12 protein-coding genes are annotated in these 21545 nt (G+C 57.9%); 10 read left to right on the top strand and 2 right to left on the bottom strand.

The features are described 5' to 3' along the window. Nucleotides 1-71: 71 nt before the first annotated feature. Nucleotides 72-1274 carry a multidrug effflux MFS transporter gene (locus DZE2538_RS12780; RefSeq protein WP_038916510.1) on the bottom strand — a complete coding sequence of 401 codons (1203 nt, stop codon included), beginning with the start codon at nucleotides 1272-1274 and terminating at the stop codon, nucleotides 72-74. Continuing rightward, on the bottom strand, nucleotides 1271-1867 hold the full coding sequence (locus DZE2538_RS12775; protein WP_038916509.1) for a TetR/AcrR family transcriptional regulator: 597 nt from the start codon (nucleotides 1865-1867) through the stop codon (nucleotides 1271-1273). The genes DZE2538_RS12780 and DZE2538_RS12775 overlap by 4 nt, the downstream gene beginning before the upstream one ends. Before the next feature lie 122 nt (nucleotides 1868-1989). On the opposite strand from DZE2538_RS12775, the gene DZE2538_RS12770 reads away from it, so the two are divergent. The 10 genes from DZE2538_RS12770 (at nucleotide 1990) to DZE2538_RS12725 (ending at nucleotide 21530) form a co-directional block, all read left to right on the top strand. Next, entirely contained in the window at nucleotides 1990-3135 is a 1146-nt protein-coding gene (locus DZE2538_RS12770) for an efflux RND transporter periplasmic adaptor subunit (protein WP_050568686.1), read from the top strand. 2 nt (nucleotides 3136-3137) lie between these two features. Then, complete coding sequence (locus DZE2538_RS12765; RefSeq protein WP_038916507.1) at nucleotides 3138-6305, top strand: efflux RND transporter permease subunit; 3168 nt, start codon at nucleotides 3138-3140, stop codon at nucleotides 6303-6305. Next, nucleotides 6305-7702, top strand: coding sequence for an efflux transporter outer membrane subunit (locus DZE2538_RS12760; RefSeq protein ID WP_038916506.1), 1398 nt, complete (start codon nucleotides 6305-6307; stop codon nucleotides 7700-7702). Before DZE2538_RS12765 ends, DZE2538_RS12760 begins: the two co-directional genes overlap by 1 nt. A 368-nt stretch (nucleotides 7703-8070) precedes the next feature. Further along, nucleotides 8071-9633, top strand: a complete 1563-nt coding sequence (locus DZE2538_RS20040; protein WP_050568685.1) for a pectate lyase family protein — start codon at nucleotides 8071-8073, stop codon at nucleotides 9631-9633. Between the two features lie 270 nt (nucleotides 9634-9903). After that, nucleotides 9904-11193: a nitrate regulatory protein gene (locus DZE2538_RS12750; RefSeq protein ID WP_023640210.1), complete on the top strand. Its 1290-nt coding sequence runs from the start codon at nucleotides 9904-9906 to the stop codon at nucleotides 11191-11193. Between the two features lie 455 nt (nucleotides 11194-11648). After that, nucleotides 11649-12947, top strand: coding sequence for an ABC transporter substrate-binding protein (locus tag DZE2538_RS12745; protein ID WP_038917183.1), 1299 nt, complete (start codon nucleotides 11649-11651; stop codon nucleotides 12945-12947). Between the two features lie 12 nt (nucleotides 12948-12959). Beyond that, nucleotides 12960-13889: a nitrate ABC transporter permease gene (ntrB, locus tag DZE2538_RS12740; RefSeq protein WP_012885357.1), complete on the top strand. Its 930-nt coding sequence runs from the start codon at nucleotides 12960-12962 to the stop codon at nucleotides 13887-13889. A gap of 10 nt (nucleotides 13890-13899) precedes the next feature. Then, nucleotides 13900-14694, top strand: a complete 795-nt coding sequence (locus tag DZE2538_RS12735; RefSeq protein ID WP_038916505.1) for an ABC transporter ATP-binding protein — start codon at nucleotides 13900-13902, stop codon at nucleotides 14692-14694. 12 nt (nucleotides 14695-14706) lie between these two features. Continuing rightward, nucleotides 14707-18885 (top strand): nitrite reductase large subunit NirB, encoded by a 4179-nt coding sequence (gene nirB / locus DZE2538_RS12730; protein ID WP_080638986.1) that lies wholly within the window; start codon nucleotides 14707-14709, stop codon nucleotides 18883-18885. Then, on the top strand, nucleotides 18882-21530 hold the full coding sequence (locus tag DZE2538_RS12725; protein ID WP_038916504.1) for a nitrate reductase: 2649 nt from the start codon (nucleotides 18882-18884) through the stop codon (nucleotides 21528-21530). Before nirB ends, DZE2538_RS12725 begins: the two co-directional genes overlap by 4 nt. Nucleotides 21531-21545 lie beyond the last annotated feature (15 nt).

The raw sequence follows: 21545 nt of genomic DNA, 5'->3' as shown, positions 1-21545 counted from the left end.
AGATCACCTTCACGGGGCCTACCCGTGAAGGTTGATGTCTTTCACGTATTCTTCTCCTGCCTTTTTTCCGCTCACGCTTTTCGGGCGAGCGGTTGCGGCGATAACAACAGATAGGCGGTAACCGCCAACAAGTAGCACCCCAAAATCACTAGCGCCATCGATAACGCGCTGGTGCTCCCGCCCAGCCCGGTAAACGGCACGCTCAGCGCACCAAACATGAACATGTTCAGACCAATCAAGGCCGACGCGCTGCCCGCTTTGTCGCCTTGGCTCTGCATCGCCAGCGATGACGCACAGGGGCCGACAATCCCTATCATGGCGATGGCAAAAAACAGCGGAATGAGAATAGCGATGAGCGGCGCATGTAACAAACCCGCCACCGTCAGCACCAGTGCTGCAGTCACCGCGATAGCCAGCCCGGCGCGCAGGACGCGCTGTTCGCCAAAACGCAGGCTAAAGTGGGCGGCCAGTTGTCCGGCGGCGATAAGCCCGATGCCGTTGACCGCAAAACACAAGCTGAACGCCTGCGGGCTCAAACCGTAGACCTCTTGCAGCACAAATGGCGAGGCACCGATGTAGGCGAACATGCCGGCACCGCACAGTCCTTGCGCCAGACACAAACCCATGAATGTCCGCTCCCGCAGCAGGCTACCCAATGATGACAGCATCGACCCGACACCGCCGGTGATGCGTCGTTCGGCAGGCAGCGTTTCATGGAGCCGCAGCGCGCTCATCGTCAGTAGCAAGCAGGCGATCACCGCCAGCAATGCGAAAATACCACGCCAGCTGGTGATACCCAGCAACAGCCCGCCGAATACCGGCGAGAGGATAGGCGCCAGGCCATTAATCAACATCAGCAGTGAGAAAAAACGCGTCAGTGCATGGCCGATGTACAGATCCCGTGCGGTAGCCCTGGAGAGTACTGCGCCACCCGCACCGGCGATGCCTTGCAACAAGCGGGCAACGATCAACTGACCAATATCCTGCGCCAGCGCACACCAGATGGAGGTCAACAGCAGCATGACCAGCGAGAGCAGCAGCGGCAGGCGTCTGCCCAGCTTGTCGCTCAGCGGGCCGAAGATCAACTGACCGGCACCCAGCCCGAGTAAACCGGCGGTCAGGCTGAGTTGGGTGGCGGAGGTCGAGGTGGCAAACGCGGTAGCCATCTGCGGCAGCGCAGGGAGATAGAGGTCGATACACAGCGGGCCGAGGGCGGCCAGTGACCCCAGAATCAGGGCGTACTCAAGCTGCGAACGGGATGATTTTTCAGTCATGGTGTTTTCTCTGGGAATAACGAATCAATCAGGGTCTGATACAACTGCTCCAGTACCGCAACCGGGGCGTGCTGCGGAATTAAGCTGCGAAACGTCGTGCCTTCGCACAATACGGCGATCAGTTCGGTTCGTGCGGCGATGTCCTCATCCGGAAAATGCGGAAAACGTTTTTTTATCAAGGTACTGGTGTGGGTGAACATTTTCTGCTCGGCATCCCGCATGATGTCGGCTACGCGTGGGTTGCGGGTCGCTTCAGAGGCCACTTCCAGCATCAGCAGGTTGTCATCGTCATCGCCGCCGAGGTCAGCCGGCAACTGGCGGTGGGCCAGCAGCGGGATAAAACGCTGGGGTTCGCCGTTTTCAGGCGTCATGCGCTGGAGCCGAATATCGACAATGCGACGCACGATCTCCTCGATGATGTCGTCTTTATTGACGAAGTAACGGTAAATCTGCCCGACGCTAAGCTGCGCCTGTCCGGCTATTTCCGCCATGCTGGCACCGTGAAAGCCCGAGCGACGGAAGCACAGGCGGGCAGCAGCGACTATCTGGTCACGCCGGGTCTGGGTTTTCTCTTCATGTTGGGGTGATGACATAACATTGCTCCAATGCCTGGACAACCTTGTTAACGTTATCCTTGCAAATTTTATAAGAAGTCTGACGTCAAATTTTTTATATTGAGAATGAACGTTCATTCTCAATATTAGGACAGGGACTGATGAGAGGTAAGAGCTTTATTGTAACAGCCGGTATGCTCACCGTGCTGCTGACCGGATGTGAGCGCAACACCGCTTCATCAGAGGCGATACAACCAGTATCGGTGACCGTGCAGACGCTGCATAGCGCCCCCGTGACCTTGCACAGCGAACTGACCGGCCGCGTAACAGCGGCGATGGTGTCTGAGGTTCGCCCACAGGTCGATGGCATTATCCAGCAACGGCTGTTTACCGAAGGGAGCGAAGTCAAAGCCGGGCAGGTGTTGTATCAGATAGACCCAGCCAGTTATCAGGCGGCGTTCGATCAGGCGGCGGCGACGTTGAAAAACGCCCAGTCCACGGTGCGCTCGGCCAAACTGAAAGCCGAACGTTACGCCCGCTTGTTGAAAGACGAGGGGGTAGCGCAGCAGGACGCGGATGACGCTCAGGCCACGTATGAAGAGGACGTCGCCAGCGTGGCGGAGAAAGCCGCCGCGCTGAAAACCGCGCAAATCAACCTGGCGTACACGCGGATTACCGCACCGATATCCGGTCGTATCGGCATTTCATCGGTAACGCCGGGTGCGCTGGTCACCGCCAGTCAGAGCACCGCGCTGGCGACCATTCGCCAGTTAGATCCGATCTATGTCGACCTTACCCAGTCAAGCAGTCAGCGGCTGGCGATGCTGGCACATCAGAAGCAGCAACAGGCGGCGGTGACGCTGACGCTGGAAAATGGCCAGCCTTACGACCAGACCGGCAAGCTGAAACTGGCGGAAGTGGCTGTGGACACGTCCACTGGCTCGGTAACGTTGCGCGCTGAGTTCCCCAACGCGGGCCATATGCTGTTGCCCGGCATGTTTGTGCGTGCGGCGGTGGAGACCGCTAACGTGCCCGATGCCATTCTGGCACCCCAGCAAGGCATCCTGCGGGATACCAAAGGCAATGCCTACGCGCTGGTGGTCAATAACCAGCAGGTGGTGGAGCGGCGTGAGGTGGAAACCGGCGAGGCGATCGGTAACCGTTGGTTGATAACCCGGGGGTTAACGGCCGGAGATCGTTTGGTGACGGAGGGGACCGACAAGGTGCGTGAAGGCGATAAGGTTACCGCCGTTGAGGCGACGAGTCAGCCAGCGCCGAGCGCGTCAGGCACGACGGAGGCCCGCTAATCATGTTCTCCCGTTTCTTTATTCATCGACCCGTGTTTGCCTGGGTACTCGCTATCGTGATTATGCTGGCGGGGGCGTTGTCAATAGAGTCGCTGCCGGTGGCGCAATACCCGGATGTGGCTCCGCCGTCTATCGCTATCAAAGCCAGTTACCCCGGCGCTTCCGCTGATGTGCTGGAAAACAGTGTGACCCAGGTGATTGAACAGCAGCTCACCGGGCTTGACGGGCTACTCTATTTTTCGTCATCCAGCGATTCGAGTGGTGATGTCCGCATCACCGCCACCTTTGCGCAGGGCACCAACCCGGATACCGCGCAGGTTCAGGTACAAAATAAAGTACAGCAAGCCACCACGCGTCTGCCTACGGAAGTGCAGCAACAAGGCATCACGGTGACCAAATCCCAGCAGGATTTCCTGCTGATTATGGCGCTGTACGACACAACCGATAAAAGCACGGCTGCGGATATCGCGGACTACATGGTCAGCAACCTACAGGATCCGCTCTCCCGGGTGGAAGGGGTGGGCAGCATACAAGTGTTTGGTTCCCAGTATGCGATGCGGATCTGGATGGACCCGACCAAACTGGCGGCGTACAGCCTGATGCCATCGGATATTTCCTCCGCGATTGAAGCGCAAAACACCCAGGTTTCCGCCGGGAAAATCGGCGCGCAGCCTGCCAACCGCGATCAGCAACTGACCGCTACGGTTACGGCGCAATCGCGGTTGAAAACCCCGGAGCAGTTTCGCGACATCATCGTGAAAAGTGAATCCAGCGGTGCGCTGGTACATCTTGGCGATGTGGCGCGGGTTGAGCTGGGTAATGAGGACTACACCACCACCACGCGGTTGAACGGCCACCCGGCTGCCGGTATCGCCGTGATGCTGTCATCTGGTGCCAACGCGCTGGCAACGGCGGAGCGGGTGAAAGCCAAAGTGGCGGAATTCACCGCGCAGATGCCGAAAGGCTATGCGGTGTCTTACCCGAAAGACAGCACCGACTTTATCAAGGTATCGGTAGAAGAAGTGGTGCATACCTTGTTTGAAGCCATCCTGCTGGTGGTGTTGGTGATGTTTCTGTTCCTACAGAACCTGCGTGCCACGCTGATCCCGGCGGTGGCGGTGCCGGTCGTATTGCTGGGTACCTTTGGCGTACTGGCGGTATTCGGGTATTCCATCAATACCCTGACGCTGTTCGGTATGGTGCTGGCGATAGGTCTGCTGGTGGATGATGCCATCGTGGTGGTGGAGAACGTCGAGCGGCTAATGCGCGACAAGGGCTTGTCGCCGGTGGCGGCGACGGAACAGTCGATGCGCGAGATTTCCAGCGCGCTGGTGGGGGTAGCGCTGGTACTGAGCGCGGTGTTCCTGCCGATGGCGTTCTTCGGCGGTTCGACCGGGGTTATCTACCGGCAGTTCTCCATCACCATTGTCTCCTCGATGTTACTGTCTGTCGTTGTGGCGCTGACGCTGACACCGGCACTCTGTGCTGCGTTGCTCAAACCGGTGGCGCATGCGCCGTCTAACGGTAGCGGCTTTTTCGCCCGCTTCAACCGGGGCTATGAAAATGTGCAGCAACGCTATACCGGACGCGTGACGCATGTGATAACCGGCCCGTGGCGTTATCTGGCGCTGTACGGCGTAGTGATTGTCGTCATGGGCGTACTGTTCGTGCGGCTGCCGGGCGGCTTTCTGCCCAATGAAGATCAGGGCGACGTGATGGTGATGTTCACGCTACCGGCAGGCGCCACCGAAGCCCGTACCAGTAAAGTCGGGGAGAGCATTGAGCACTATTTTCTCAATGAAGAGAAAAACAATGTTGAGGCTATTTTCGTGATTTCTGGCTTTAACTTCAGCGGCAGTGGGCAGAATGCCGGGATGGCGTTTGTGGCACTCAAGAACTGGAGCCAGCGCCCCGGTCAGGCGAACAGTTCCGTCGCGATTGCCCAACGCGCCATGCAGTCGTTGTCGGTTATCCGTGACGCTCAGGTATTCACCATGTCACCTCCGGCGGTACAGGGGCTGGGGCAGTCGGATGGTTTTACCTTTGAATTGCAGGCGACCGGCAATACGGATCGCAGCCGCTTGCTGGCGTTACGTAATCAATTGTTGGTTGCGGCAGCGAAAGACCCACGGCTGGCAGCGGTACGTCCTAACGATCTGGAGCAGATGCCGCAACTACAGGTAGACCTTGATTACGCCAGAATTCGTGCGCTGGGGTTGTCGATCAGTGATGTCACCAGCACGCTGAGCAGCGCCTGGGGCGGGACTTACGTCAATGACTTCATCGATCGCGGTCGGGTAAAAAAGGTTTACATTCAGGGGGATGCCGAGTCTCGCGGTCAGCCATCGGATCTCGATAAGTGGTTTGTCCGCGGAACCGATAGCAGTGGCAACACGGTGATGACGCCATTTTCCTCGTTTGCGTCTACTCGCTGGAGTTACGGCCCGGAAAGCCTGTCGCGTTATAACGGCCTGGCCTCCTATGAGATTCAGGGTACCGGTGCGCCCGGTGTCAGCTCCGGTAAGGCGATGGATGAAATGGAAGCGCTAGCCCGTGCGCTGCCCGCCGGTACAACCTTTGCCTGGAGTGAACTCTCCTATCAGGAGCGGCTGGCCAGCGGGCAGGCAATGTCGCTTTATGTCATGTCGATTCTGGTGGTGTTTCTATGTCTGGCGGCACTGTATGAAAGCTGGAGTATTCCTTTTTCGGTGATGTTGGTGATTCCGCTGGGTGTGGTCGGCGCGGTGCTGGCGGCGACAGTGCGTGGGCTGGAAAACGATGTGTATTTCCAGGTGGCGCTACTCACCACTATCGGGTTGTCGGCCAAAAACGCCATTTTGATTGTGGAATTCGCCGAAGCGGCTTATCAGCGAGGGGCCACCCTGTATGAAGCAGCACTGGAGGGGGCAAGCACCCGTCTGCGGCCGGTACTGATGACGTCGCTGGCGTTTATCGCCGGGGTGTTCCCATTAGCGATAGCGACCGGTGCCGGTGCCAACAGCCGCATCTCCATTGGTAGCGGTATTGTCGGCGGTACGCTGACGGCCACCGTACTGGCGATTTTTCTGGTACCGATGTTCTTTGTGATGGTCAGACGGGCCTTCCCCGGTCGCCGCACGCCAGCAGCACCGTCAACGGTAGAGTCTACCTCTACACAGGGAGAAAACTGATGCGCGTTATCATGATGGTATTGGGCGGCAGCCTGCTGTTATCCGGTTGTTCACTGGATCCGCACTATCAACGGCCATCCGCACCGGTGCCTGCCGCCTGGCCGCAAGGCGCATCCTATCCGGCGACAGCGCAGGCTCACCCACCCGCAGAGGATATTCCCTGGCGAGAGGTGATGGTGGATGACAAATTGCGCCAGGTGGTGGAGATGGCGTTATCGGATAACCGGGATCTGCGTAAAGCGATTGCCGATGTGGAGGCGGCACGGGCGCAGCTTGGCGAACAACGGGCAACCTTGTTGCCGACGATTAACGCCGGTATAGACGGTGATCGCAGCCGGTCACTCATCAGTGGCAGTGACAGCACCGTGCTAAGCAGCAGTTATGGTGCCAGCTTATCTACCAGCGCATTTACGCTCGATCTGTTTGGGAAAAACCGCAGTCTGACGGGGGCGGCGCGGGAGGCGTATTTGTCCAGTGCCGCGACCGCCACCAGTACCCGCCTGACGCTGATTGCCGATACGGCGACAGCCTGGGTGGCGCTGGCAACGGCCCGCAGCAATCTGACGCTGGCACGCCAGACGATGGAGAGTGCCGGACAATCACTGGCGGTAACCCGCAGCCGATTGCGTAATGGTGTGGCATCGGCGGTGGATGTCGCGCAAGCGGAAACCGTCTATCAACAGGCTCGTGCCGATGTCGCCAGCGCGCTAACCACCGAAGCGCAGGATAAAAATGCGCTCGATTTGTTAGCCGGACGACCCGTACCGGAGGCGCTACTGCCGGGCGATGTGGCATCGTTGTCGCAGGCGGTGAAACCGGTTGCCGCCGGTATTTCGTCTGCCGTGTTGTTGCGCCGTCCGGATGTACAGGCCGCAGAACATACGCTGAAATCGGCCAATGCCAATATTGGCGCGGCCCGTGCGGCGTTTTTCCCCAGTATTACCCTGACTGCCAGCAACGGTTTGAGTAGCGAGGCGCTGTCATCACTGTTCAGTGGTGGTGCTCACGTGTGGTCGCTGGCACCGTCCGTCAGTCTGCCTATCTTTGACGGGGGAGCCAATCTGTCGGCGTTACGCTATGCCGAAGCAGAAAAGCAGGGTTATGTCGCCAGTTACGAGAAAACGGTGCAGACCGCATTTCGCGAAGTGGCCGATGCGCTGGCGCGTAAAGGAACGATTGATGAGCAACAGGCGGCACAGCGAGATTACGTGACGGCGGCCGAACGTAGCTATCAATTGGCCAGCAACCGCTACCAGGCAGGGGTCGATACCTACCTTAACGTACTGGATGCCCAGCGCACGTTGTACAGTGCCCGTCAGTCGTTATTCAGCCTGGAGCAGTCGCGGCTGGATAATCTGATCACGCTGTATAATGTGTTGGGCGGCGGGGGGAAATAATTTAGCCTTGGCAGGCTGGGTATTATTCCCCAGCCTGTCTTTTCTCATGTCGATAATATATTCAAGCTATTATTTTTATGCCGATAATTTTTTATTTTGATATTTTTAAGTTAAATATTATTTAATGCTGATGCATTCTGGCCGTTAAGTTTGTGTCATTATTTTGATGTCGATGGAATTGTTGATAGTGAAATAAATCTTCAATTATGTGATGATTTATTCGTGCTATTTGTTTTTGAAAGATATTCAACGGTCTATTGCACCAGGCTGTTGATAAGATGTTTGCATGATTTGAGTTTCGTTGCATAAAAATAAAAATCTGTTTTTCAGGATGTAGAATATAGATAAAATCACAAGGAGAATATCTCATGAGTAAGTGTAATAAATTAATAGCCGATTTTGCTGATCGGGTGCCGGTAAATGGAAAAGGCACGTCCGATTGTCAGCATCCGGCCTCCCGGCGCAGACTTGTTGGCAACATGGCGCTATCGATGTTTTTGCTGGCTGGGAGCCCGACACTTTCACTGGCAGCTACATCCAGTTATGTGCTAACGATCACGGCCTCAACTCAGGGTACGATTACCGGTGCCGTTTCCGGTACCAGCTATGCATCCGGCACCAGGCTGACGCTGAAAGCCAGCCCGTACGGTAGCTATAGTGTGAAGGCCTGGACCGGCGATGCCGCTTCATGTGGCAGTAACCCGACCTGTACGTTGACGATGAATGGTAAAAAAAATGTTGGGATAAGCTTTAAAAGCGTACCGGTCGGTTTTGGTGCAGGGGTTACCGGGGGAGATGGCGGCGAGGTTATTACCGTAGCCACAATGGATGAATTGAAACGAGCGTTGTGTAATAACGAATCCGGTGGCACATGTAAGGACACCACACCGCGTGTTATCCAACTGAAATCGGTGATTGATTTCCGCGGACAGGACGGAAATGAAAGTAGTCTTGGTTGTACAATTTCTCATAATGACTGTGCAGTAAATGGTAAGCCTGAACGTATTTTGGCTGTGGCTAATTATTGTGATGGTCATCAGACCTATAATGTTACCTACGATGCTGCGGGCAAAAAACCACTCTTGATCGGTTCCAATAAAACATTGATTGGTATTGGCAAGAATGCTGGCATCAAAGGCAAAGGGGTTGCTATACGTAACGGTGCTTCGAATGTGATTGTGCGTAACCTGTCTATTACCGATATTAACGAAAGTGTTGTCTGGGGTGGAGATGCCGTCAGCATAGATAATGCCAGCCGAGTTTGGGTTGATCACAACTATATTGCCCGTATTGGCCGTCAGATGATTGTAACCGGCTGGGGTACTGCGGCCAATGTGACCATTTCCAATAATTTCCTGGATGGCACCACCGAAGTCGGACATTATTGCGATAAACGCCATTACTGGATGATGCTGCTGTTAGGCGAAAACCAGAGTGTGACGCTGACTGGTAACCGGATTTATAATTCCTCTGGCCGTTCTCCTGAAATAGGCAAACAAGATATCGCTAAAAGCGGTGGTATCGTGCATCTGGTGAATAACTTGTTTGATTCGAATTACAACATGGGGCTTCGTGGCGATGACAATACGATAGCCTTTGTGGAAGGGAATTATTTCACTTCAACCAATCTCCCTTTCTTACCCATCATGCTGTACGGTAGTAATCCGCTAAATAATAAAGTGTTTGCAACACTTGATTCGACCGTAGGCGCGCAACAGTCGCAGTGTCGTTCGGTGCTGGGTCGTGACTGTGTCAGCAATTATGCAACTAACAACACCGATAAATTTATTGTCAATCCAAAAGTGATGAACGATATCAATGCTTCGTCGGCCATGAAAAAAGGGCTGGGTAGTGTGACGCCGTTCAGTTACTCGCAAGTGAAATCAACGGTGGGGAATAACGTCGGTCCGCAGAATAATCTGGATAGATAATCCTTCAATAATACAGCGCGAATGCTCCATCTCGTCGTTACGTTGATGCCGACGTCCATTATCGTACCGCCCGGCATAGTCTGTCGGGCGGTGCTGTTTTCCCGCAGTCGGTGTTCCTATGCAACTTTGTTGCACTAAAGGTGTGATTAACTTAATTCACGTGCTGGTTTTATGCCTGCCCAGCCTGTTGGTGGCGGTACTTGCTGTGCGGGCGCACTATTTGCATGATGTATCATAATGTGGCAATCAGTGGTGTAGAGAGAAGAGAGAATGATAGCGGACCCTTCAACGACAATTCGTTTTCTGATGGCATCGCGCCAGTGTGAGCTGAACAGCCTGCGCGGTTTGCTGCAAAGCGGCGAACTGGTGGGGCGCATCAGTCAGCTGGTGCATATGCTACAGCGTGAGCGCGGAACCGCTAACCTGTTCCTGTGCTCGGACGGGCGGTTATGTGCCGATGAGTTGTCGCAACGCGAGCAGGATGTGCAGCAGGCCGAATTGCAGTTTATGGCGCAACTCGACGATCTGGCGCAGCGTGCCAGCCTGTTGCCGCAGGCCAGCCGACTGTTCAGCCGTGCTGCCAGCGTGGTGTATACCCTGGGATTATTGCCATCGATGCGCGAGCACATGCGCCAGCGTACGCTTGCGCAGTCATCGGTGATGACGCTATTTAACGACAGTATTCGTCATTTGTTGACGCTGGTATTTGAAGTGTCGGATACCGCGGCGGAGCCGGTTATCGCCCGTGCACTGGTGGCGATGTTTAGCTTCATGCAAGGTAAGGAACTGGCTGGGCAGGAGCGGGCGGTTGGTGCCGCGGCGTTTGCCGCCGGTGAGTTCCCGGTCAATGTTCAGCAAACGCTGATGGATTTAATCGACCGTCAGGAGCGGTGCTTTGATACCTTCGCCACCTTTGCCGATGATGCCAACCGGGAGAGCTGGCAATCGCTGGTCACCGACCGGGAGTTTGAGCGGTTACGCCGCGTCGCCTGTACCCGTGCGCCGGAGAACTTGCCGCCGGAAGGCGGTTTGCAATGGTTTGCCCTGGCAACGGCACGTATTGATGCCATGAAGCAGATTGAAGACCGGTTGTCGCAGACGCTGATGCACCTGTGCCGTGAGCGTATTGCCGCCGCGGAGCAAGCCTGCCTCGACCAGCAAGCTGATGTCGCCAGCCTGATGGCGCAACAGCAAGGTGATGACCACAGTTATTCGGTGTTTATCGCTCGCTCAGAGATGGAGCAGAGCAGTACCGGGCAAAGCGGCTGGCTTGATAGCGACGGTGTGCGGCCGCAGTTGGGGCGTTCGTTGTTGTCGCTGGTACAGCAGCAGGCGCGGCGCTTGCAGGCGTTGGACCATGAACTGGCAGCGATGCGGGCAACGCTGGATGAACGCCGCCAAATCGACCGGGCCAAAGGGTTGTTGATGCAACATCGTGGATTGAGCGAGGAAGAGGCTTACAAAACCCTGCGCCGCATGGCGATGAACCAGAACAAGAAACTCATCGAGATTGCTACCGCGATGCTGGCGGTGGCGGATGTTTTTCAGGATATGCCCTGACGGTTGCACCGCGATAAGCGGTGATACGGGCGTTGAATGCACATAAAATGTGCGCAACGTGCCAGATAACGGTGCAGCTCAGGGTAATATTTGCCGTGCAGGCCCCGCGTTTACTGAGGCTGATAACGGTTTTTCAATCTCTCGGATATCCCTGCTGAATTGATCCAGCTCAATATTTGCTATGCCACTGACGAGCAGAATAGCGTCATCGGGACTCGTCAGCTATCCGGCGCGGCACAAATGAGTTATTCAATGTGCCGTCAGATTATCGGGATATCTGACAGATTGGCACACACCTTGCTTCATCTCCGGTAACAATTCACTGCGACTTTTCCGTGCTAATGGCGGTACGGGAAAGCGCTGGGCAAAGGCGCCCATAAGCGTGCGATTTTCGCATGGCTTATGGGCGCCTTTTTGTTTTTGCCGTCGAAGGGCGGGTTGCCGAGGTGTCGTTAATGAGTGATTCCACAACCGATAAGAAAACCAGTAACCAAACACAGGCGTTTTCCCGTCGCCAGTTTTTGGTAGGGAGTGCCGCACTGGGCGGTGCCATGTTGCTGCCGGGAATGCCGGGAATAATGAACAGCGCCTGGGCGGCCGGTTCCGACGCCCCAGAGAAGAACGAGGTGCGTGTCGGCTTTATTCCATTGACTGATTGCGCCTCGGTGGTGATGGCCTCGGTCAAAGGGTTTGACAAGAAATACGGCATTACCATTGTGCCGAGTAAGGAAGCGAGCTGGGCTGCGGTACGTGACAAGCTGGTATCGGGCGAACTGGATGCTGCCCATGTGCTGTATGGGTTGTTGTACGGCTTGCAAGCCGGTGCGTCAGGGCCGCAGCACGATATGGCGGCATTGATGACCATCAACAACAACGGCCAGGCGATCACCTTGTCCAACGCCTTGCGTCAGGCAGGGGTGACGGATGCCGCCAGCCTGAAAAAATTCATCTCAGCCAGCCCAGCGGGGACCTATACCTTCGCCCAGACGTTTCCCACCGGCACCCATGCCATGTGGCTCTATTACTGGCTGGGTGCCGCCGGCATCAACCCGTTTGATGACGTGCGCACGGTGGTGGTACCGCCACCGCAGATGGTGGTGAACATGAAGATCGGCAACATGAGTGGTTTTTGTGTCGGTGAGCCCTGGAACCAGCGTGCGATTACCGATGGACTTGGCTTTACCGCCGTGACGTCGCAGGAGATTTGGGCGGACCACCCGGAGAAAGTGCTCGGTACCAGCGCTGCCTGGGTAAACGCTAACCCTAACACCGCACGGGCATTGACGGCGGCAGTACTGGACGCGTCGCGTTGGATAGACAGCTCGGACGATAACCGACGTGAAACGGCCAGCGTGATCGCCGGGCGGGCATACGTCAATACCCAGGAGGAGACGATTGTCGGGCGCATGTTGGGGCAATACGACAACGGCGCCGGTAAACACTGGCAGGACGCGCACGCGATGCGCTTCTACCACGACGGCGAAGTGAACTTCCCGTATCTGTCGGACGGCATGTGGTTTCTCACCCAGCACAAGCGCTGGGGTTTGCTGACGCAGGAGCCGGATTATCAGGCGTTAGCCCGTCAGGTCAACCGCATCGATATCTACAAACAGGCGGCCAGCATGGTCGGCAATGTACCGCTGCCGTCCAGTGAGATGCGCAGCAGCGTATTGATTGACGGTAAGCGGTGGGACGGCAGCGATCCGGCCGGTTATGCCAACAGCTTCAGCGTGAACGTCAGCGTGAAAAAGTAACGGAGAGCGACCATGAAAACGCAAGCCCAGATTCTTTCGATCGTCCCTGACGCTGAGTCGGAAAACACGACTACCGCCGACGCTGTGGTTATCACGCTGCCTGACGCCGCCACCGTCGCGCCACCGGAGGAACCGGTAGTGGCGACGCCGCGCCCTGTCTGGCGGCAGCGTCTGAGTAACGGGCTGTCCCGGTTGTTGCCGGGAGGACTCGGTATGTTGCTACTGCTGGCGGTATGGCAGATGGCGGCACTGAGCAGCAAAGGTTTCCCGACGCCGTGGCAAACCTGGCTGGCGGCGCAGAGCATTTTTGCCGACCCCTTTTACGTGGCAGGCCCTAACGATCAGGGCATTGGCTGGAATGTGCTGGCGTCGCTCAAACGCGTCGGTATCGGGTTCGGTCTGGCGGCGCTGGTGGGCATTCCCGCCGGTTTCCTGATTGGCCGTTTTCGGTTTATTGCCGCGATGTTCAACCCGATTATTTCGCTGTTGCGTCCGGTCAGCCCGCTGGCGTGGCTGCCCATCGGCTTGCTGTTGTTCCAGCGTGCCGAACCGGCATCCAGCTGGACGATTTTCATCTGCTCTATCTGGCCGATGATCCTCAACACCGCGGAAGGGGTACGCCAAATCCCGCAGGATTACCTGAATGTGGCGCGGGTGTTGAAGCTGTCTGAGTTCGCCATCATGCGCACTATTTTGCTACCGGCGGTACTGCCGAGTGTGCTGACCGGGGTTCGGTTGTCTATCGGTATCGCCTGGCTGGTGATCGTGGCAGCAGAAATGCTGACTGGCGGTATCGGCATCGGTTTTTGGATTTGGAACGAGTGGAACAACCTCAACGTGCCCAACATCATCACCGCTATTTTGGTGATTGGCGTGGTCGGGTTGTTACTTGAGCAAGGGCTGATGTTGCTGGCCAAACGCTTTAGCTATGAAACCCGTTAAGGAGAAACCGATGCGCCATCAACCGATTATTCGTATTCAGCAGGTTAGCCAGCGTTTCTCCACCGCCAACGGTTCGTTCGTGGCGCTTGATAACGTGAGCTTTGATATTCATGCCGGGGAAACCCTGAGTCTGATTGGGCATTCCGGCTGCGGTAAATCAACACTGCTTAACCTGATTGCCGGGCTGACGCTGCCGACGCACGGTGGCCTGTTGTGCGACAACCGTGAAATCGACGGACCGGGGCCGGAGCGGGCGGTGGTATTCCAGAACCATTCGCTGCTGCCGTGGCTCACCACCTACGACAACGTGGCGCTGGCGGTGAAACAGGTGTTTCGCGGTCAGATGACCAAGGCGGAAATGCACGAGTGGATTGTCCACAACCTGGAACTGGTGCACATGGGGCACGCCCTGAACAAGCGACCACATGAAATTTCCGGTGGGATGAAGCAGCGGGTGGGCATCGCCCGTGCGCTGGCGATGAAACCCAAAGTGTTGCTGATGGATGAGCCCTTCGGCGCGCTGGATGCGCTGACCCGTGCTCATTTGCAGGATGCGGTGATGGATATTCAGCAGCAACTGAATACCACCATCGTGCTGATCACCCATGACGTGGATGAAGCAGTGCTGCTGTCCGATCGGGTGCTGATGATGACTAATGGCCCGGCCGCGACCGTGGGGGAAATCATGACGGTAGCGCTGGAACGTCCGCGTTCTCGTGTCGCGCTGGCGGACGACCCGCGTTATCACCAGTACCGCCAGCAGGTACTGCATTTCCTCTACGAGAAGCAGCCGCACGCGGCCTGACGGGAGGGAGCGATGAGAGCGCATCTGGTTGTCATCGGTAACGGCCTGTCCAGCGCCCGGCTGGTAAAGAAACTGGGGCAGCTTGCAGCGCAACGCTACCGCATCACCCTCATCGATCGTGAGCCGCGTGCCAGTTATAACCGCGTACTGCTCTCGTCGGTGTTGGGGGGTGAAAAAACGTTTGAGGAAACGCAGTTGGAGCCGGTGCCCGAGTCGATGGACGTCACCGTCCTGACCGGTGAGTCGGTACTGCGTATCGACAGGGCCGCGCGGGAGGTGGTCACCGGCCGCCGCCGTCTGGCGTATGACCACCTGGTACTGGCGACGGGGTCCCGTCCGTTTATGCCGCCATGGCCGGGCATCAACCTGTCGGGAGTAACCGGGTTTCGCACACTGGATGATGTCGAGCGGATGTGGGCGGCAGTACGGCAAAAGACGCCAGTGGTGGTGATAGGTGGCGGGGTATTGGGGATTGAGGCCGCCGCCGCATTGCGCCTGCACGGTGCCGAGGTGACGTTAGTACATCGCCACACCCGGCTGATGGAGCGCCAGCTTGATGATGTCGCCAGCGATTTACTGGCTACCCGGTTGCGAGAGCGTGGCATCCGTTGCCTGACCGGTGTGCAGATCGAGTCGTTTATCGGTAATGAAAAGCGCGGGAGCGGCCAGGTTGAGGCGGTGGAGCTGGCCGACGGTACGCGTCTTCCTGCCGGTCTGGTAGTGGTGGCGACCGGCGTACAGCCGGTATGTGAGCTGGCTCGCGACAGCGGCCTGCCATGCGGACGCGGCATTGTGGTGGATGGCCAGTTGCGTACCACCGACGAGGCTATCAGCGCGCTCGGCGAATGCGCTGAAATCAATGGAGAGACAGTGGGGCTGGTGGCCCCCTGTCTGGCGCAGGCCGATGTGCTGGCGGCCAGATTGGCCGGGCAGCCGGTAGCGGATTACGTGCCGACGCCGCTGGCCACGCGCCTGAAGGTAACCGGGATTGACGTAGTGAGCGCAGGAGAACTGCATCCGCAGGCGGGCGATCAGACTCACTCATTGTCAGACCCACTCGGCGGTCATTACCGCCGTCTGATATTCCGCGACGATCGGTTGTGCGGTGCGTTGCTGTTCGGTCATGTCAACGACAGCCCGCAACTGCTGGCGGCCATGGAGACCAGGCTGCCATCGGCACCGTCATCGCTTTTATTTGGTCTTTCTTTTCCTGAAATAGACATACGGCCTGAAGCCGTAAGGATTTCTGTTATGAGTAAACCCGTATTGGTGGTAGTGGGACACGGCATGGTCGGTCACCACTTTCTGGAGCAACTGGTGGAGCGCGGCCTGCACCAGGAATATCACGTGGTGGTGTTTGGTGAAGAACGCTACCCGGCCTATGACCGGGTACATTTGTCCGAGTATTTCGCCGGGCGCAGCGCCGAGTCGCTGTCGATGGTCAGTGACGGTTTTTTCGAGCAGAGCGGTATTGAGCTGCGTACCGGCTGTCAGGTGATGGCCATCGATCGCCAGCGCCGCTGTGTGCGCGATGCGAATGGTCAGGAAACGCCTTACGATCGTCTGGTGCTGGCCACTGGTTCCTATGCGTTTGTACCGCCAATCAAAGGCAATGATCGCCCCGGCTGTCTGGTCTATCGCACATTGGACAATCTGGATGCGATTGCCGCCGAAGCACGCGAATCACGCAGTGGCGTCGTCGTGGGCGGCGGACTGCTGGGGCTGGAAGCCGCTAACGCACTGCGCCAACTGGGGCTGGAGACCCATGTGGTGGAGTTCGCGCCCCGGCTGATGGCGGTGCAACTGGATGATGGCGGCGCGCAGTTGCTCCGGCGCAAAATCGAAGCGTTGGGTCTGCATGTACACACCAGCAAAGAAACGCTCGCCATTACGGCAGGCGAGCAGGCGCGTCACCGCATGAACTTTGCCGATGGCACGTCGCTGGAAACCGATCTGATACTGTTTTCCGCCGGTATTCGCCCACGCGTTCGTCTGGCGAGTGAGGCTGGGCTGGAGATAGGTACGCGTGGCGGTATCGTGATTGACGATCATTGCCAGACGTCGGATGACGCTATCTTCGCTATCGGCGAGTGTGCGGTATGGCAAGGGCAGATATTCGGACTGGTGGCACCGGGCTACCAGATGGCGCGCACCGTTGCCGCCCAACTGGCCCGATCGGCGCAGCAGGAACAGCAGCAACAGTCTTTCACCGGCGCTGACATGAGCACCAAGCTCAAGCTGCTGGGGGTTGATGTCGCGTCAATCGGTGATGCCCACGGCAACACCGAAGGCAGCCAGAGTTATCAGTGGAACGACGAGCCGAATCAGGTCTACAAAAAAATCATTGTCTCGGCAGACGGCAAACGACTGCTGGGGGCGGTGCTGGTCGGCGACAGCAGCGATTACAGCACACTGCTGCAAATGAAACTCAACGACATGACGTTACCCGATCATCCGGAAAGCCTGATTCTGCCCGCATTGGATGGGGCGGCACCGAAAGGGCTGGGGGTGGCGGCACTGCCGGACAGCGCGCAGATTTGCTCCTGCCACAACGTCAGCAAAGCGGACATTTTCGCGGCGGTAGACAACGGTTGCACCGATCTGGCGTCACTGAAAGCCTGTACCAAAGCAGGCACTGGCTGCGGTGGTTGTGTGCCGTTACTCAAGCAGGTGATGGAATACCGGTTGCAGCAGTCAGGCATTGAGGTGAAAAAAGACATCTGCGAACACTTTGCCTATTCGCGTCAGGAACTGTACCACCTGATCCGCGTCAACCGTATCCACAGTTTCGGCGAGTTGATCGCCCGTCACGGCCACGGGCTGGGGTGTGAAATTTGTAAACCGCTGGTGGGGTCGATGCTGGCATCGTGCTGGAACGACTATGTGCTGAAACCCGAACACGTGCCGTTGCAGGATACCAATGACCGTTTTCTGGCCAACATCCAAAAAGACGGTACCTACTCGGTGGTGCCGCGTATCCCCGGTGGGGAGATCACGCCTAAAGGGTTGATTGCCATCGGTCAGGTGGCGGAACGCTACCACCTGTACACCAAAATTACCGGCGGTCAGCGCGTCGACCTGTTCGGGGCGCGGCTGGAACAACTGCCGGCTATTTGGCAGGAACTGATCGACGCCGGTTTTGAAACCGGTCATGCCTACGGCAAGTCGCTGCGTACCGTGAAATCCTGCGTGGGGTCAACCTGGTGCCGCTATGGCGTGCAGGATTCCACCGGGCTGGCGATTGCGCTGGAGCATCGTTACAAAGGGTTGCGCTCGCCGCATAAGCTCAAGATGGCGGTTTCCGGTTGTACCCGTGAGTGCGCCGAAGCGCAGGGTAAAGACATCGGTGTGATTGCCACCGACAAAGGCTGGAACCTGTACGTGTGCGGTAATGGCGGTATGAAGCCACGCCATGCCGACCTGTTCGCCAGCGATCTGGATACCGAGACGCTGTTCCGGTTGATCGACCGCCTGCTGATGTTTTACATCCGTACCGCAGACCGGCTCCAGCGTACCAGTGTGTGGCTGGATAATCTGGAAGGCGGCGTTGATTACCTGCGTCAGGTGGTGATCGACGACAGTCTGGGGATTGCCGATGAGCTGGAAAGCGAGATGCGCCATGTTATCGACAGCTACCAGTGCGAGTGGCAAACCACACTGGCGCATGACGAAAACCGGGCATTGTTCCGCGCCTTCCTCAACAGCGACACCCCGGATGAGGCGGTGGTGATGGTCCCCGAACGTGGTCAGATTCGCCCGGCACGTTTAGAGGAGAAAAAACCGATCACCGTATCCGAGACCCTCGGGGCCGATGGCTGGCAGTGCGTCGGTTTCCTCAGCGATATCCCGGCGAATGCAGGGATGGCAGCGCGAGTCGGGCATCGGCAGGTGGCGTTGTTCCATCTCCCGGCGTCGCAACCGGGCCAGGCGGCACGCGTGTTCGCGCTCGATAACCTGGAGCCGGGAAGCGGTGCTAACGTGCTGTCGCGCGGCATTGTCGGCGACGTGGACGGTGAGCCGGTGGTGATTTCGCCGTTGTACAAAAAACGTTTGCGTTTGTGTGATGGTGTCAGCCCGGATGACAGTCAGTTGCGGGTACGCGTCTGGCCGGTACGTGTCGTTCAGGATCGTATCTGGGTGGCTGATGAACCGATGAAGGTGGTAGCGACCGATATGGCGGAGGCGTTATGACCGACTGTCGCACCACTTGTCCTTATTGCGGCGTGGGTTGCGGCGTGATTGCCACGGCGCAACCGGACGGGAGGGTGACCATAAAAGGCGACAGCCAGCACCCGGCTAATCAGGGACGGTTGTGCGTCAAAGGTTCAGCGCTTGGCGACACGCTGAGTCTACAAGGGCGGTTGTTATGGCCGCTGGTAGATGGGCAGCGCGTCAGTTGGGATCAGACGCTGGACCGGGTCGCGCAATCGCTCGGCGATATTATTGCGCAGCACGGCCCGCAGGCGGTGGCGTTTTACGGTTCGGGGCAATTACTGACCGAAGACTATTACGTCGCCAACAAGCTGATGAAAGGATTCATTGGCAGCGCCAACATGGATACCAATTCCCGGCTGTGCATGGCCTCAGCGGTCATCGGCTACAAACGAGCGCTGGGTGCCGACGCGGTGCCGGGTAACTACGAGGACATCGAACAGGCGGATCTGGTGGTGCTGGTCGGCTCCAATACCGCCTGGGCGCACCCGGTGGTGTATCAACGGCTGATGCAGGCCAAACAACAGCGTCCACACATGAAGGTCGTGGTGGTGGATCCTCGCCATACCGCTACCTGCGATGCGGCAGATTTACATCTGCCGCTGGCACCCGGCAGCGATGCCGGGTTGTTCAACGGACTGCTGCGCTGGCTGGCGCAGCAATCCGCGCCGTTGCCCGATGCGCTTAGCGGTGTGGAAGCGGCGCTGGCGGCGACCGATGAGTGGACGGTAGAACAGGTGGCGCAATTCTGCCGGTTACGACACGAGGACATCACCTGCTTTTACCAGTGGTTTAGTGAGACCGGCAAGGTAGTCACGCTCTACTCGCAGGGGATTAACCAGTCTGCTTCCGGTAGCGACAAATGCAACGCGATTATCAATGTGCATCTGTTCAGCGGCCGTATCGGTCGTGCAGGTTGTGGCCCGTTTTCGATTACCGGTCAGCCGAATGCCATGGGGGGCCGGGAAGTGGGCGGGTTGGCGAACCAACTGGCGGCGCACATGGGGTTCAGCCCGCAAGAGGTGTCGCGGGTTGGCCGCTTCTGGGGCAGTGACCGGGTGGCTTCGGCACCGGGGCTGATGGCGGTGGACTTGTTCCGCGCCATCGAAGCCGGGCAGGTGAAGGCGGTGTGGATCATGGGGACCAACCCGGTGGTGTCAATGCCGGAGGCCGATCGCGTGCGGCAGGCGTTGTTGCGCTGCCCGCTGGTGATTGTCTCTGATGTGATGCGCCATACCGATACCACCGAATGCGCCCATATCCTGCTACCGGCATTGGCGTGGGGAGAAAAAGACGGCACGGTCACCAATTCCGAACGACGTATTTCCCGCCAACGCGCGTTCTTGCCTGCGCCGGGCGAGGCGAAAGCAGACTGGTGGATTGTGTCGCAGGTCGCGACGCGTATGGGGTTTGGCGAGGCGTTTGATTACCGCCACCCGGCGCAAATTTTCCGTGAACATGCCGCGTTATCCGGGTTTGAGAATCAGGGGCAGCGTGCTTTCAATATCAGCGCGCTGGCAACGCTCAGCGATGAGCACTGGCAGCAACTTACCCCGGTACAATGGCCGGTGCCCCCTCATGCCAATAGCGGTACCGCACGCTTATACGCCGATGGCCGCTGCTGGCATCCAGACGGTAAGGCGCGGCTGCTGGCAATCACCCCACAGCTGCCGGTCAATCCACCGTCCCCGGCGTATCCACTGGTGCTCAACACCGGGCGGGTACGTGACCAGTGGCACACCATGACCCGCACCGGCAAGGCGGCGCGTCTGATGCAGCATTTGCCGGAACCTTACTGCGATCTGCACCCGCAGGATGCGCTTAACGCCGGTGTACACGATGGTGAACTGGTGCGTATCAGCGCCGGGTCCGGCTGGATGTTGGCGCGGGCGCAGGTTCAGCGTGGTCAGCAGCCCGGCAGCATTTTTGTGCCCATGCACTGGAACCGGCAATTCAGCGCACAGGCGCGCGTCGATAGCCTGGTGGCGGCAGTGACTGACCCTTACTCCGGTCAGCCGGAAAGCAAGCAGGCGCGAGTACGCATCCAACGCTGGCCCGCCGTCTGGTTCGGCGAGCTGTTTGTCCGCGGCGATGTCGCCGTACCGGACTGTGGCTACTGGAGTCGAGTGACTGCGGACGGGGTGTCGCATTACGTGATCGCCGACGAGCGCACACCGGAACACTGGCTCGACTGGCTGACCCGGCAATATGACCTGAGCGACGTTGAATTTCAGCAGGCTCAGGGGGACGACCGGCTGTTTCATGCGATTGGCTGGCGAGGCACACAGGTCGCCGTGGCGCTTTATGTGGGGGCGCATCGTCCGCAACTGGCGCGTGAAGCGGTGCTGGCGGCATTTACCGTACCGCCACAGCAGTCGTCTGATCGACTGGCGTTGCTGGCGGGGTGTGCCCCACAGGGGGAAACACCGCAAGGCGCGACCATTTGCAGCTGTTTCGCGGTTGGTGAGCAGCGCATTATCGACGCTATCCGTCAGGGGTGCCACAGCGTGACGCAACTGGGTGAACAGCTACAGTGCGGGACTAACTGCGGATCTTGCGTACCGGAACTGAAGGCGTTGCTGCAACAGTATGCGACGCCAGACACATTACGCCGGGCGGGCTGAGCCGCGCCCGGAAGA

The organism is Dickeya zeae NCPPB 2538 (genome assembly GCF_000406165.1).
Taxonomy (GTDB): Bacteria; Pseudomonadota; Gammaproteobacteria; order Enterobacterales; family Enterobacteriaceae; genus Dickeya; species Dickeya zeae.
This window is presented reverse-complemented; position numbering and strand designations above follow the sequence as displayed.

Bases quoted from the DNA above. Each gene is read 5' to 3' on its own strand.
- DZE2538_RS12770 (WP_050568686.1), top strand. From the start codon at position 1,990: ATGAGAGGTAAGAGCTTTATTGTAACAGCCGGTATGCTCACCGTGCTG.
- DZE2538_RS12765 (WP_038916507.1), top strand. From the start codon at position 3,138: ATGTTCTCCCGTTTCTTTATTCATCGACCCGTGTTTGCCTGGGTACTC.
- DZE2538_RS12750 (WP_023640210.1), top strand. From the start codon at position 9,904: ATGATAGCGGACCCTTCAACGACAATTCGTTTTCTGATGGCATCGCGC.
- DZE2538_RS12725 (WP_038916504.1), top strand. From the start codon at position 18,882: ATGACCGACTGTCGCACCACTTGTCCTTATTGCGGCGTGGGTTGCGGC.
- DZE2538_RS12780 (WP_038916510.1), bottom strand. From the start codon at position 1,274: ATGACTGAAAAATCATCCCGTTCGCAGCTTGAGTACGCCCTGATTCTG.
- DZE2538_RS20040 (WP_050568685.1), top strand. From the start codon at position 8,071: ATGAGTAAGTGTAATAAATTAATAGCCGATTTTGCTGATCGGGTGCCG.
- DZE2538_RS12745 (WP_038917183.1), top strand. From the start codon at position 11,649: ATGAGTGATTCCACAACCGATAAGAAAACCAGTAACCAAACACAGGCG.
- DZE2538_RS12775 (WP_038916509.1), bottom strand. From the start codon at position 1,867: ATGTCATCACCCCAACATGAAGAGAAAACCCAGACCCGGCGTGACCAG.
- DZE2538_RS12760 (WP_038916506.1), top strand. From the start codon at position 6,305: ATGCGCGTTATCATGATGGTATTGGGCGGCAGCCTGCTGTTATCCGGT.
- nirB (WP_080638986.1), top strand. From the start codon at position 14,707: ATGAGAGCGCATCTGGTTGTCATCGGTAACGGCCTGTCCAGCGCCCGG.
- ntrB (WP_012885357.1), top strand. From the start codon at position 12,960: ATGAAAACGCAAGCCCAGATTCTTTCGATCGTCCCTGACGCTGAGTCG.
- DZE2538_RS12735 (WP_038916505.1), top strand. From the start codon at position 13,900: ATGCGCCATCAACCGATTATTCGTATTCAGCAGGTTAGCCAGCGTTTC.